This window comes from Streptomyces sp. NPDC107654, assembly GCF_055639035.1.
The window spans coordinates 252249-265113 of the sequence record NZ_JBVKBI010000010.1; the positions used below are offsets into that span (position 1 = coordinate 252249).

General features: G+C 73.9%; 12 protein-coding genes. 4 read left to right on the plus strand and 8 right to left on the minus strand.

The window, feature by feature from the left end; genetic code table 11:
• Window positions 1-7 precede the first annotated feature (7 nt).
• The 4 genes from ACZ7N4_RS20295 to ACZ7N4_RS20310 form a co-directional block, all read right to left on the minus strand.
• Window positions 8-982 carry a carbohydrate ABC transporter permease gene (locus ACZ7N4_RS20295; protein WP_471359692.1) on the minus strand — a complete coding sequence of 325 codons (975 nt, stop codon included), beginning with the start codon at window positions 980-982 and terminating at the stop codon, window positions 8-10.
• The gene (locus ACZ7N4_RS20300) at window positions 976-2310 is read right to left on the minus strand and encodes an ABC transporter substrate-binding protein (protein ID WP_471359693.1); all 1335 of its coding nucleotides are present in this window, start codon (window positions 2308-2310) and stop codon (window positions 976-978) included. Before ACZ7N4_RS20300 ends, ACZ7N4_RS20295 begins: the two co-directional genes overlap by 7 nt.
• The gene (locus ACZ7N4_RS20305; protein WP_471359694.1) at window positions 2307-3287 is read right to left on the minus strand and encodes a GNAT family N-acetyltransferase; all 981 of its coding nucleotides are present in this window, start codon (window positions 3285-3287) and stop codon (window positions 2307-2309) included. The genes ACZ7N4_RS20300 and ACZ7N4_RS20305 overlap by 4 nt, the downstream gene beginning before the upstream one ends.
• Before the next feature lie 107 nt (window positions 3288-3394).
• Window positions 3395-4591, minus strand: coding sequence for an exo-beta-N-acetylmuramidase NamZ family protein (locus tag ACZ7N4_RS20310; RefSeq protein ID WP_471359695.1), 1197 nt, complete (start codon window positions 4589-4591; stop codon window positions 3395-3397).
• Between the two features lie 143 nt (window positions 4592-4734).
• Here ACZ7N4_RS20310 and ACZ7N4_RS20315 point away from each other — a divergent pair, with 143 nt between their 5' ends.
• Window positions 4735-5268 (plus strand): hypothetical protein, encoded by a 534-nt coding sequence (locus ACZ7N4_RS20315; RefSeq protein WP_471359696.1) that lies wholly within the window; start codon window positions 4735-4737, stop codon window positions 5266-5268.
• Here the strand turns inward: ACZ7N4_RS20315 and ACZ7N4_RS20320 are convergent.
• The 3 genes from ACZ7N4_RS20320 to ACZ7N4_RS20330 all read right to left on the minus strand — a co-directional run bounded on the left by ACZ7N4_RS20320 (window position 5258) and on the right by ACZ7N4_RS20330 (window position 8733).
• Window positions 5258-6397: a serine hydrolase domain-containing protein gene (locus ACZ7N4_RS20320; protein WP_471359697.1), complete on the minus strand. Its 1140-nt coding sequence runs from the start codon at window positions 6395-6397 to the stop codon at window positions 5258-5260. The two genes, ACZ7N4_RS20315 and ACZ7N4_RS20320, sit on opposite strands and share 11 nt — an antisense overlap.
• A 427-nt stretch (window positions 6398-6824) precedes the next feature.
• Window positions 6825-7535 (minus strand): glycerophosphodiester phosphodiesterase, encoded by a 711-nt coding sequence (locus ACZ7N4_RS20325; protein ID WP_471359698.1) that lies wholly within the window; start codon window positions 7533-7535, stop codon window positions 6825-6827.
• Between the two features lie 19 nt (window positions 7536-7554).
• Window positions 7555-8733: an adenosine deaminase gene (locus ACZ7N4_RS20330; protein WP_471359741.1), complete on the minus strand. Its 1179-nt coding sequence runs from the start codon at window positions 8731-8733 to the stop codon at window positions 7555-7557.
• An 18-nt stretch (window positions 8734-8751) separates the two neighbouring features.
• On the opposite strand from ACZ7N4_RS20330, the gene ACZ7N4_RS20335 reads away from it, so the two are divergent.
• Window positions 8752-9510: a DUF4190 domain-containing protein gene (locus tag ACZ7N4_RS20335; RefSeq protein ID WP_471359699.1), complete on the plus strand. Its 759-nt coding sequence runs from the start codon at window positions 8752-8754 to the stop codon at window positions 9508-9510.
• A 25-nt stretch (window positions 9511-9535) separates the two neighbouring features.
• Entirely contained in the window at window positions 9536-10483 is a 948-nt protein-coding gene (locus ACZ7N4_RS20340; protein ID WP_471359700.1) for a hypothetical protein, read from the plus strand.
• A 71-nt stretch (window positions 10484-10554) separates the two neighbouring features.
• Here the strand turns inward: ACZ7N4_RS20340 and ACZ7N4_RS20345 are convergent, their stop codons facing one another.
• Window positions 10555-11118: an NADAR family protein gene (locus tag ACZ7N4_RS20345; protein WP_471359701.1), complete on the minus strand. Its 564-nt coding sequence runs from the start codon at window positions 11116-11118 to the stop codon at window positions 10555-10557.
• 208 nt (window positions 11119-11326) lie between these two features.
• Here ACZ7N4_RS20345 and ACZ7N4_RS20350 point away from each other — a divergent pair, with 208 nt between their 5' ends.
• Window positions 11327-12862 carry a gamma-aminobutyraldehyde dehydrogenase gene (locus ACZ7N4_RS20350; protein WP_471359702.1) on the plus strand — a complete coding sequence of 512 codons (1536 nt, stop codon included), beginning with the start codon at window positions 11327-11329 and terminating at the stop codon, window positions 12860-12862.
• Window positions 12863-12865 lie beyond the last annotated feature (3 nt).

Consider the following 12865-nt stretch of genomic DNA (forward strand, 5'->3'; position numbering starts at 1 on the left):
GCCCCCTTCACGCGTCCTCCCCCTTCCGCCGGAAGATCCACAACTGGGCCAGGGTGACCGCGAGGACCACCAGGAACAGCACGAAGGCGGCGGCGCTCGCGGTGCCCCAGTCGCCGTAGGCGAAGGCCTGCCGGTACATCTCCAGCGCGGCCACGTCGGTCGCGTCACCCGGGCCGCCCTTGGTCATCACGATGATCAGCGCGAAGGACTGCAGGCCGGTGAGGAACTGGGTGACGCACACGAAGAGCAGGGACGGCCGCAGCAGCGGCAGCGTGATCCTCCGGAACACGGTGACGGGACCGGCCCCGTCGAGCGCGGCGGCCTCGTAGTACGACTCCGGAACGGACTTCAGCCCGGCGGTCAGGACGAGGATCGCCGAGCCCAGCGAGGCCCAGGCCTGGACGACCACGAGCGACGGCAGCGCGGTGTCCGGGTCCTGCAGGAACGCCACCGAGCCGAGCCCCAGGGCGTTGAGCACGCCGTTGACCAGGCCGCCCGGTTCGTACATGTACTTCCACACGTTGCCGACGGCGACGACGGTCGTGACGATCGGCAGGAAGTACAGGGTGCGCCACAGCCCCTGCCAGCGCAGCTTCTCGATGCAGGTGGCGACGAGCACGGAACCGGCGAGCGCCAGCGCCACGGTGCCGAGCGCGAACAGCAGCGTGTTGCTCAGGACCGGCACCAGGAACGTCGACCCGTCCGCGAAGAGACCGGCGAAGTTGTCGAGGCCGGCCGGATCGATGTCCGCGAGATCGAAACCGGCCCAGCGGGACAGCGACAGCAGCAGCGCGAAACCGAGCGGGAGGGCCAGGAAGACCGCGAAGAACAGCAGCGTCGGCGCGAGGAACAGATAGGCGACGACGGCCTGGCGGTGCCGGCGCCGAGTCCGCCCGCGGCCGCCCCCCGCGGGCCCGGCGGGCCCGCCGGCCCGTGCGCCGGGCGCCCGCTCGGTCGGCTCCGGTGCCAGGGTGTTCACCATGAGCGCGCCACCTCCTGATCGACCTGGCGGCGGACGGCGCGCAGGGTCTCGGTGACCGACTGCTGACCGGTCCACAGCGCCTCGATGTTCTTGCGCAGCAGCGACTTGGCCGCCTGCGCGCCCGGCCCGTTGGGCTCCGGCACCGCGTACGCCAGCGCGTCCAGGAACGGGCGCAGGTTCGGGTCGCCGCCCGCGCCCAGCAGCGTCCGCATGTCGTCGGCACGGGCGGTCAGCGAGCCGGCCGCCACCTGCAGGGCGCTCATCCGGGTCGCCGTGGTGCCCTTCTTCCCGCGCACCTTCGCGGTGTTGAGCCAGCGCAGGAACTCCCAGGCCTCACGCGGGTGTGCGCTGGCGGTGTTGACCCCCAGCATGAAACCGGTGGAGAGCGTGGCCCGCGGGTCACCGGCCCGGGGGACGGGCACGGGCGCGACCCCGACGTCCCGGTAGGCCCCGCCCATCACGGCCCGCAGGCTCCCGGTCCACCAGCCGGCACTGATCACCATGGCCACCCGCCCGGACGCGAACGCCTGGTAGACGTTGACGCCGGGGTCGCTCGCCCCCTCCAAGACGAGGCGCCGCTCCAGGCCGAACACCGCCCGGCCGGCGGGGGAGTCGAGGGCGGTGCTCCTGCCGTCAGCGGAGACGAACCTCCCGCCCGCCGCGTTGAGCAGGGCGAGGGTCTGGCCGACGGTGGTGGAGTCGTCGTACACGGACAGGCCGAACCCCTGGACCAGCGTGTTGCCGTACCGGTCCCGCCGGGTGGTGCGGTACGCCGTGTCCTCCAGCTCCCGCCAGGTGCGCGGCGGCCCGTCGACGCCGGCCGCGCGCAGCAGCCGCTTGTTGTAGTAGAGGGCGTAGGTCTGCACCTCGGTCGGGTAGCCGTAGACCGTGCCGCCCACCGAGGCGGCGCCGACCGCCGCCTCGCCGTAGCCGCGCCGGATCTCCCCGGCGTGCTCGGGCGGGGCGGGCCGCAGGACGCCGGCCCGTACGAGCTGGCCGTTCCACAGGCAGTACGGGTGGACGATGTCGGCGCCCTGCCCGGCGGCCTGCCGGACCATGAACGTGGTCAGCAGGTCCGTGAACTCCACGGCCAGTGTCCGCACCTTGACCCGGTCGTGCGTGGCGTTCCACTCGTGCACCGGGCCCTGGAGCGCCTCCCGGAGCACCCCGCTCGCGTAGTGCGAGAGCAGCGTGAGCACGATCGGGTCCCCGGGCCGCCCGGTGCCCCGGTGCGGTGCGGCGCATCCGGAGACGAGCAGCGCCGGGGGGAGCGCGAGCGCGAAGCGACGGCGGCTCAGACCGCCGGTGCCGCGGGGTGGCGGTGTCATCGGGCGGCCTCCCGGCGCAGTACGCGGAACACCCGGGTCGTGCGGAAACCCGCGGCGCGGTACAGGTGGCCCGCCGGGGACCGCTCGCCGGTCCACAGGAACCACGCGGAGTGCGCGCCGCGCGCCCGCATCCGCTCCAGGACCAGGTGCAGCAGGACCTTGCCGAGCCCGGTGCCGCGCATCTCCTCCAGCACCCCGAACGGCCCGAACCGCTCGTCCGCGCGGTCGTACGCGCCGTGCATCGCCCAGCCGGCCAGGCGGCCCGCGGGGTCCCGGGCGACAACGATCCGGTCCAGCGGGGTGCCCGCGGCCAGACAGGTCCGGATCGCCCGTGCCCAGTCGGCGTTGAAGTGGTCCCGGGCGAGCGCGACCAGGTCCACCAGGTCGTCGTCGCAGGGGGTGCCGAACCGGTGGCCCCGTGCCGTCAGTTCCTCCGCGCGCCGCGCGACCTCCTCCGGGAGGCGGTAGCCGACCAGGCCGCGGTCCATCGCCGCCGCCTCGTACAGCGTGCGGAACCCCAGCGATCCGAGGAGCCCGGCGGCCTCCGGGTAGGTCGCGGCGTCCAGGCCGGGGAGGACGTAGTGCGGGGTGTACGAGGAGAAGTCCACCCGGGTGCGGCCGTGGGCGTGCAGCCAGTCGAGGGCCTCGGTCAGCAGCCGGCGGCCGAGGCCGCGCCGGCGGGCGGCCGGGTCCACGAAGAAGAACGGGATCCAGCCCTGCTCCGGCTCCAGGTCGGTTCCGGCCAGCGGGGTGAGCCGGCGCACCGCGTAGGCGGCGCCGACGACCCGGTCCCCGTCGACGGCCACCCGCAGCCCCTCGGGGTCGAAGTTGGCGTCGAGCAGCACCAGGGAGCGGAAGCGGTCCGGGGTGACGGGATCGGCCGGCGCGCTCCGGCGCCACGCCTCCACCAGCCGGGGGCCGTCGCCGACGCGGAAGCCGCGGACGCCGGCCCGGGGCGGGATCGTACGAACGGTCACTGACGGGTCGTCCTTCCCGGTGGCGGGGGGCCGGCCTTCGGGGGGCCGGGTCTCGGGGTCCGGTCTCATACGTCCGGTCATACGTCCGGCCTCCTGGATCTCCGGCCTCAGGAGTAGAGCAGCACGTCGTCGCCGGCCCACCGGCCCGGCGGTGCCGGGGGTTCGCACAGCGGCAGCGGGTCCTCGCCCGCGTCCACGGCGTGCCGCAGCCGGTCGGACCCCCACAGCAGGTCGATGAAGTGCCGCCGGTCGTCCCCCGGCACGCCACCGTTCGCGGTGTGCCAGGCGAAGTCGTCCGGGTACAGCCGCCGTACGGTGGCGAGCATCAGGGCGGCGGTGCGTACGGGAGCGAACGCCTCGCGGTCGGTGATGTGCAACTGGACGCCGCGCAGCGGCCGTCCGGCGTGCTTGTGGAAGGCCGGGACGTACCACAGGTCGCGGAAGTGCACGCCGGGCAGGGCGAGTTCGGTGAGGGCGGGGGTGAAGCGGTCGTCGAGGTAGGGGGCGCCGATGATCTCGAAGGGCTGGGTGGTGCCGCGGCCCTCGGAGAGGTTCGTCCCCTCGAACAGGCAGGTGCCGGGGTAGACGCGGGCGGTGGCCGGCGTCGGGATGTTCGGCGAGGGCGCGATCCAGGGCAGACCGGTGGCCTCCGCGTCCATGGCCCGCTGCCAGCCGGCCGCCTCGATCACCGTCAGCTCGGCGGCGCGGCCGGCCGCCTCGGGCACGGCGGAGGTGTTGAGCCGCCGGGCGAGTTCGCCGCAGGTGAGGCCGTGCCGGACGGGCAGCGGGGCACGTCCGACGAAGCTGGCCCAGGCCGGGTCGAGCGGCGGGCCCTCGCTGACGAGTCCGCCCAGGGGGTTCGGCCGGTCGGCGACCACGAACCGCAGGCCCGTACGGGCCGCCGAGACCATCAGGTCGAACATGGTCCAGACGTAGGTGTAGAACCGGGCCCCGATGTCCTGGAGGTCGTACACGAGGGCGTCCACGCCGCTGTCGATCAGCAGTTTGTCGAGGCGTTCGCCGTCGCACCGGTAGGTGTCGTGGACCGGCAGCCCGGTGACGGGGTCCGTCCGGGCGGCCTCGCTCTCGCCGGCCTGGCCGCTGCCGTGCAGCCCGTGTTCGGGACCGAACAGGGCGACCAGCCGTACGCCGGCGTCGAGCAGAGCGGGCGCGGTGGGGCGCAGGTCGGGCAGGACACCGGTGTGGTTGGTGACCAGCCCCAGCCGGCCGGGGCCGGCGAGTGCCGGTGACGCGTGCAGCCGTGCGATCCCGGGCGTCACCCTGACGCGGTCGTCCGTGCCCATGCCTTGCCCCCGTCTGCCGGTGAGCGCTCGAAGCGGTGGGCGGAAATTTACGCGTATGTCCGAGCATTGTGAAATGACGCACCGGAAGTCCCCGTCGGGAAAGGGGTTTTGAACATGTTCAATTCTCGGCGTACGCTCCTGTCATGAGCGACAGAGCCGCCCTGCTCAAGGGCATCCGTGTCTGGCTGGCCCTCTTCGTCGTGTGCCTCGTCCTGAGCGGGGCCACCGCCTTCCCGCTGGTGCACGAACTGCACTGGACCGAGAGCGCGTTGCGCGCGCTGTCCGTGCCGGAGCACCTGCCCGGGCTGACGGCGTGGATCTCCCGGGTGCGGGAGGGGCTGGACAGCGTCGACGCCGAGTACCCCTTCGTCCTGTACGGCACCGACTGGCTGGCCTTCGCCCACCTCGTCATCGCGGTCGCGTTCTACGGCCCCTACCGCGATCCCGTCCGCAACATCTGGGTGGTCGAGTTCGGCATGATCGCCTGCGCGGGGATCATCCCGCTCGCCCTGGTCTGCGGACCCGTGCGCGGCATCCCGCTCTGGTGGAGCGTCATCGACATGTCGTTCGGGGTCCTCGGGGTCGTCCCGCTGTACGTCGTACGGACGAAGATCAAGCGGCTGGAGGCGCTGGGCGTGCCGTCGGCGCCCCCGGCCGCCGCCGTCGTCAGCGGTTGAACGCCGGGAACGCGAAGCGCTGGGCGGCGGCCTGCTGGCCGTCGCCCTTGGCGTCCGTGGAGTTCACGGAGTAGACCAGGGTGCGGGACAGGTCCCGGGTCGCGGCGATCACCGCGGTGTAGCCCGGCCGCGAGCCGGTCTTGCCCCAGATCACCCTGCCGTTCACCTCGAACCGCTCCAGCGCGGCGCCGTACCGTGCCCCGGGCACGTCCGGCAGCGTGAACATCTCCTTCAGCTGCGGCTCGGGCACCACCCGGCCGCGGAACAGCCCCACCAGCAGCCGCTCCAGGTCGGCGGTCGTGGAGATCAGGTCGCCCGCGGCGAACCGGTCGGTCATGTTCCAGTCGGTCACGTCGACCAGCCTGCCGTCGATCCAGTCGTAGCCCCGGTTGTGCGGCCCGTGGATCCGGGGGTCCCCGCCGACGGGGAAGGAGCTGTGCCGCATGCCGAGCGGCCGGAAGATCCGCGCCTCGGCCTGGTGCGCGTACGAGTCGCGGGTCACCTTCTCGATGAGCATGCCCAGCACGGTGTAGTGGATGTTGCCGTAGGTCTGCCGCGTGCCCGGCGCGTACGCCGGGCCCTGGGCCACGGAGTCCGCCACGACCTGCCGGGGCGTCAGCGTCTCGAAGCGGTGCGCGTACCCCGCCTCCACCGTGTCGCCCAGGGACGAGCCCGGGCGCAGGCCGCTGGTGTAGTTCAGCAGCTGCCGTACGGTGATCGGGGCGAAGTCATCGGTGAGCAGACCCGGCAGGTAGTGCTGCACCGTTCCGTCGAGGTCGATCCGGCCCTCCGCGGCCAGTTGCAGCACGATCGACGCGGTCACCACCTTCGTCACCGAACCGGCCCGGAACCGCCCGTTCTCCAGCGCCGGCGCCCCGCTGCGCACGTCCCGTACCCCGGCCGTCCCGCGCCAGCTCCCGTCACCGCCGACGCGCAGCAGCGCGGCGGTGACGTCGTGATCCGGCAGCCCGGCGAGCGCGGCGGCGAGCGCCTCGGCGTCCGGGCCGGTGGTCGCGCGGGCCGACGCCGGGGGAGCGGGTGCGGCGAACGCGGGCGCGGCCAGCGGGCCGGCGGCCAGCGCGGTGACGACGGCGGTGGCCAGGAGGAGGGAACGACGGGTGCGGCGCATGCGAGAACTCCTTGAGGACGCTTCGGCGTGCGGAAGGCGACTGGTGATCATCCTCCGGCGCCGGTGCGGGACGCGGATCCTCACCGAGGACGGCGTGGAACCCTGGCGCGGCCCCGACCAACCGGCCGTGGAACTGGGGGAGTTCTCGGGGGCGGCCCCTACGGGTGGGGGTGGCGGCGCTGAGGGCTGTCGGCGCCGCGGCACCCGCTCCGTCTCTCTCCCCGAGGGGACCGACTCACCCGCCGGGCCGCGCCGACCACGGCCCGAGCGTGCCGCCGACCCTGTGGGGCGCGGTGGAGGAGGACGTCACGGCCGGCTCCGACCGGGGGCGTCCGGCGCCGCGGCCCGGTCCGCGACCCCGGCACGGACGACACCCCGGTCCCGCGGTACGCCACCCGCGCCCCCCGGCCGATCCGGCGACGGTGGCTCAGCGGGCCCGGGTGTGGTCCCGCGGGGCCGCGGTGCGCAGGGCGTGCAGGACGTCGATCCGGTTCGTGGTGATCGAGTCGACGCCCAGGTCCAGCAGGCGGCTCATGGAGCGGCGGGTGTCCGGCGTCCACACCGACAGCAGACAGCCGTCGTGGTGGACGCGGGCCGCCAGCTCCCGGCTCACCAGGGAGAAGCGGTAGTTGAGCCAGCGCGGACGGACGGCGGCCAGCACCGCGGGCCGGGGCGGGGCCAGGCTCGTCCAGGTCAGGGCGATCTCGGCAGCCGGGTCGGCGGCGCGCACGGCGAGCATCGTCTCCGCGTGCGCGGAGTAGTAGACCCGGTCCCGGGCCCCGCTCTGCCGGACCACGTCCAGCGTCCGCTCGACCGTACGGCGCCCGACCGGCCCGCACAGGTCCACCATCACCCTGCTGTCCCCGGTCGCGGCCAGCGCCTCCGCGAGCGTCGGCACCCCGCCCGCCGTCAGCCCGCGCAGCTCCTCGGCGGAGAGCGCGGCCAGCGGCCGGCCGACCTCCCACAGCCGTTGCAGCGTCTCGTCGTGCAGCAGCACGGGGACGCCGTCACGGGTGAGCCGCACGTCGACCTCGACGGCGTCCGCGCCCTGGTCGAGCGCGGAACGCAGTGAGTCGAGGGTGTTCTCGCGGAAGCGGTAGGGGTCGCCGCGGTGGGCCACGGCGGTCACGGTCTGCATGGGCCCATTGTGAGGGGCGTCAGGAGCCCAGCCAGGCCGAGGTGTAGGAATCGATCTCGGCGGCGAGCCGCGCCTTGCCCTCCGCGTCCAGGAAGGAGGCGTCCACGGCGTTCTTCGCCAGACCGGCCAGGCCCCGCTCGTCCAGGTCCAGGAGCCGGGCGGCCACCGCGTACTCGTTGTTCAGGTCGGTGCCGAACATGGGCGGGTCGTCGGAGTTGACCGTGACCGGCACCCCGGCCCGGACGAACTCCCTGATCGGGTGCTCCTCCAGGGTGCGGACCGCGCGGGTGGCGATGTTGGAGGTCGGGCACACCTCCAGCGGGATGCGGTGCTCGGCGAGGTGGGCCAGCAGCTTCGGGTCCTGCGCGGAGCTGGTGCCGTGTCCGATCCGCTCCGCGCGCAGCTCGGTCAGCGCGTCCCACACCGTCTGCGGGCCGGTGGTCTCCCCGGCGTGCGGCACGGACCGCAGCCCGGCGGCGATGGCCCGGTCGAAGTACGGCTTGAACTGCGGCCGGGGCACGCCGACCTCCGGCCCGCCGAGCCCGAACGACACCAGGCCCTCCGGGCGGATCCGGTCCTCGGTGGCGAGCCGTGTCGTCTCCTCGGCCGCCTCCGGACCGGCCTCGCCGGGGATGTCGAAGCACCAGCGCAGTACGGTCCCGAACTCGGCCTCGGCCGCCTTCCGGGCGTCCTCGATCGCGTCCATGAAACCCCGCTCGTCGATCCCGCGCCGGGTGGAGGAGAAGGGCGTGATCGTCAGCTCGGCGTACCGCACCTGCTGGCGGGCCATGTCACGGGCCACCTCGTAGGTGAGCAGCCGGACGTCCTCCGGGGTGCGGATGAGGTCCACGACCGACAGGTAGACCTGGATGAAGTGCGCGAAGTCGGTGAACGTGAAGTACTCGGCCAGGGCCTCGGGGTCGGTGGGGACCTTGGAGTCGGGGTGGCGGGCGGCCAGTTCCGAGACGACGCGGGGGGAGGCGGAGCCGACGTGGTGGACGTGCAGCTCGGCCTTGGGCAGCCCGGCGACGAAGGCGCGCAGATCGCGGTCGGCTGTGCCGGTGGCGGGTACGGAGCTGTCGGTCAAGGGGTCCTCCCCGGGGTGATCGGCTGATCGGTGGCGCGGCGTCCGCGCTGCATCATCGTAGGCCCCGGGCCATGGCCTCCCGTCCGGCCCGTAGCATGGCGGGACGTCCAGCGAGGGGGGCCCTTCACCATGTCCGACGACGTGCCGCAGTCCGCGCCGCGGGAGCAGACCGACGCGCACCCGTCCTCGGCGGCCCAGGTCTCCCTGCGGAAGCAGCCGGCACCGGCCCAGGACGCCGCCCCGGCACCCGCCTCGGTCCACGACCAGCAGACGCTGACCTCCCTGCCGACGGCCCCGCCCGCACCCGCCGACGCCGGCCCCGCACCCTGGGCCGGCCCGGCCCACGGATACGCACCCCCGGCCGCCGCCCCCCAGCAGAACCCCTTCGCACCCCCCGCCCCTCCGGCGAACCCCTTCGCGCCCCCGGCGCCGGTGAACCCCTTCGCGCCCCCCTCCGCCCCGCACGGCGGAGCCGAACCGGTGCCCCCGCCGCCCATCGCCCCCGGCGGCCCCGGCCAGGTGCCCTACGGCCACCCGGGCCCCGCACCGGCCTACGGCTACGGCTACCCGGGCCCGCAGCAGACCCCCTACGGCGCCCCCTACCCCGCCGGCGGCTACGCCTGGCCCGGCATGCAGCTTCCGCCGAGCAACGGCATGGGCACCGCCTCCCTGGTGCTCGGCATCATCTCGGCGGTCGGGTTCGTCATGTGGCCGGTCGCCCTGGTGCTGGCCGTCCTGGCCCTGATCTTCGGCGGGATCGGCCGGGGCAGGGCACGCCGCGGCGAGGCGACGAACCCGGGCGTGGCCCTGGCCGGCATCATCTGCGGTGCCGCCGGCATCGTCCTGGTCCTGGGCCTGTTCGCCCTGGTCATCGCGACGCGTGGCTGAGCACCCCGGCAGGAGGGGGCCCGCCGTGCGGCGCACGGACCTCACCGGGGACGACGGCACGTGGACGGGCCTGTCCCTGGAGGTGCGGTCCCGGCGGCGACCCGGCCTGTGCCTGTTCACCGCGGAACGGCGGCTGCTCCTGGCCCAGGAGTCGCGGCCCGTGCTCCTCGCGGACGTCGAGCGGGACGACGGCGGGGTGGACTTCTGGCGCACCGACGCCTATCACCCGCCCGTCCCGCCGCTGCGGGCGCGGACGGCACGGGACCTGGCCGGCGACCCGGCCCGCTGGGCCCACCGTCTCGTGTCGTGCCTGCTCGACGTGCCGGGTGGCCCGCTCCACGACGGCCGCTGGCTGATCTCGCCCGACAGCCCGCTCCTGCGCTGGAACCACCTCGGTCTGCCGGAGGCCGAGTACTGGGGGGAGATGCTGGTCGAGGGCCACCCCGACGGGTACATCGACTGGTTCCTCCACTCCGGCTCCTGGGAGATCCTCCCGCTGCGCCCGATGCCCGACGCGCGCGACGCCCGGGTCAAGGCGTACCGCAAGCAGGTCCGGGACGGAACGCTCCCGCCCGTGCTGTTGTCGTGGGTCAGCGGCCTGGACTGCCATCTGGTCCTGGACGGTCACGCGCGGCTGGCCGCGGCGATCGCCGAGTCGACGGCACCGCCGCTGATGCATCTGCACCGCACCGCACCGGGCGACGAGGTGGCGGCGGGCACCGCACGGGCGGTCCACGGCTACGGGGCCGAGCTGGCCCGGTACGCCGAGCTGCGCGCCGCCCACGGCACCGCCGTCCCCGACGGCGCCGCCCTCGCAGGGCCGGTCCTCGCACGCCGGCTCCACGAGCTGCGCACGGCGAAGCGGCCCACCTGGGCCTGGCCGCTGTCCGGCGGCGAAGAGGAGTGGCGGCGCGTCGCAGCGGAGGCGACCGGCGCCCCCGACTGGCCCCCGGCCGGCAGCTCCTCGACGTGACGGCACATCCCCTCCGCAGGGCTACGCTCCCGCGATCTCCGCAGGGCTACGCCCCCGCCCCCGCCACACGCTTACGCCCCCGCCCCCGCCAGCCGCTCCCGGGCCTCCATCAGGGCGAAGCCCAGCAGGTTCAGGCCCTTCCAGCGCTCCGGATCACCGGCCGCCTCGTCGTCCGCGGCGAGGCCGATGCCCCAGATCCGGTCCGGCGGGCTCGCCTCCACCAGCACCCGGTCCCCGGTGTTCAGCAGGAACAGGCCGAGGTCGTCATGGGCGGCGAACTTGTGCACGCTGCCCTCGACCACCAGCCGGAAGCGCTCCCGCTCCCACACCGACTCGTCGAAGTCCCGGACCAGCCGGCCCGCCTTCTTCGCCGCCGCCGGATGCTCCGCGGCCAGCACCCGGCGCTCCGCCTCCGCGTCCCCGAACAGCCGGGCCTTGCCCGCCATCATCCAGTGCTCGGCCGTCGCGTACTCCACCCCGTCCACCGTGAACGGGGCCGGCCACCACTGGCTGAGGCAGCTCGCGCCGACCCGGCCGTCCGGTCGCGGCCGGTGCCCCCAGAAGTGCAGATACCTGATCCGTGACCCCGCCCGGACCTCCCTGATCAGGGCGTCCACCCCGTCGATCTTCCCCATGCACGCGAGTGTGGCACGTACCACTGACACTCCGTCCGTCCTTTTCGCCCCCGACTCGACACCTGGTCGACAGATTCCGTCGCGTAACCAAAAGGCAACAACGGAATCACTTGTTGGAGTCCTATGGCTCTGTCAGGATCGGCACTCAAATCGAGCTGGAGCTACGCCACCCGCCCCCCGGGACGGACGTACGGCGGAGGAGAGCGACATGCACAACCCGGGCACCGCCACCCCGGAACGATTTCCCGCACCGGACCGCTTCGCGGACGGCGCGCAGTTCATCGCGGGCCGTCTCGCCCAGGGCACCTCGGGCCGCCACCACGCCGTGGTGGACCCCTCGACCGGCGCGGAGGTGTACACGTACGAGCTGGCCGGCACGGAGGACGTCGACGCGGCCGTCGCCGCCGCGCGCGCCGCGTTCCCCGGCTGGGCCGCCGCCACGCCGGGCGAGCGCTCGGACGCCCTGCACCGGTTCGCCGCCGTGCTCGCCGACCGCGCCGAGGACCTCGCCCGCGCGGAGTCCCTCCAGTGCGGCAAGCCGCTCAAGCTCACCCGCGAGTTCGACGTGCCGGGCACCATCGACAACACCGCGTTCTTCGCGGGCGCGGCCCGGCACCTGCAGGGGCAGTCCGCCGGTGAGTACTCCGGTGACCACACGTCGTACGTCCGGCGGGAACCCATCGGCGTCGTCGGCTCCATCGCGCCCTGGAACTACCCCCTGCAGATGGCCGCCTGGAAGATCCTCCCGGCGATCGCCGCGGGCAACACGATCGTGCTGAAACCCGCCGAGCTGACCCCGCTGACCTCGCTGCTGTTCGCCCAGGCCGCCACGGACGCGGGCATCCCGGACGGCGTGATCAACATCGTCACCGGGACCGGGAAGGAGGCCGGCGAGCGCCTGGTCGGGCACCCGGACGTCGCCATGACCTCGTTCACCGGGTCCACCGCCGTCGGCAGGCGGGTCGCCGAGATCGCCACCGCCACCGTCAAACGGCTGCACCTGGAGCTGGGCGGCAAGGCGCCCTTCGTCGTCTTCGACGACGCCGATCCGGAGGCCGCCGCGCACGGCGCGGTCGCGGGCGCGCTCATCAACACCGGGCAGGACTGCACGGCCGCCACGCGCGCGTACGTGCAGCGTCCCCTGTACGAGGCGTTCGTGGAGCGGACCGCTGCGCTGATGGACACCGTCCGGCTCGGCGACCCCTTCGCGCCCGGCACCGACCTGGGGCCGCTGATCTCGCACGCCCAGCGCGACCGGGTCGCCGCCTTCGTGGACCGAGCGCGGGGGCACGCGCGCGTGGTGGCGGGCGGCGAGATCCCCCAGGGCGAGCTGAAGGACGGCGCCTACTACCGGCCCACCCTGATCGCCGACGCGGCCCAGGACAGCGAGATCGTCCAGTCGGAGATCTTCGGTCCCGTGCTGGTCGTGCTTCCGTTCGACAGCGATGATGAGGGCATCCGGCTGGCCAACGACACCCCGTACGGCCTCGCCGCCTCCGCGTGGAGCAGCAACGTCTACCGCGCGAACCGCGCCACCCGCGAGATCAAGGCGGGCTGCGTCTGGGTCAACGACCACATCCCGATCATCAGCGAGATGCCGCACGGCGGCTACAAGGCCTCCGGCTTCGGCAAGGACATGTCGGCGTACTCCTTCGAGGAATACACGCAGGTCAAGCACGTAATGTTCGACAACACGGCGGTGGCCAGGAAGGACTGGCACCGCACGATCTTCGGGGACCGCTAGAGA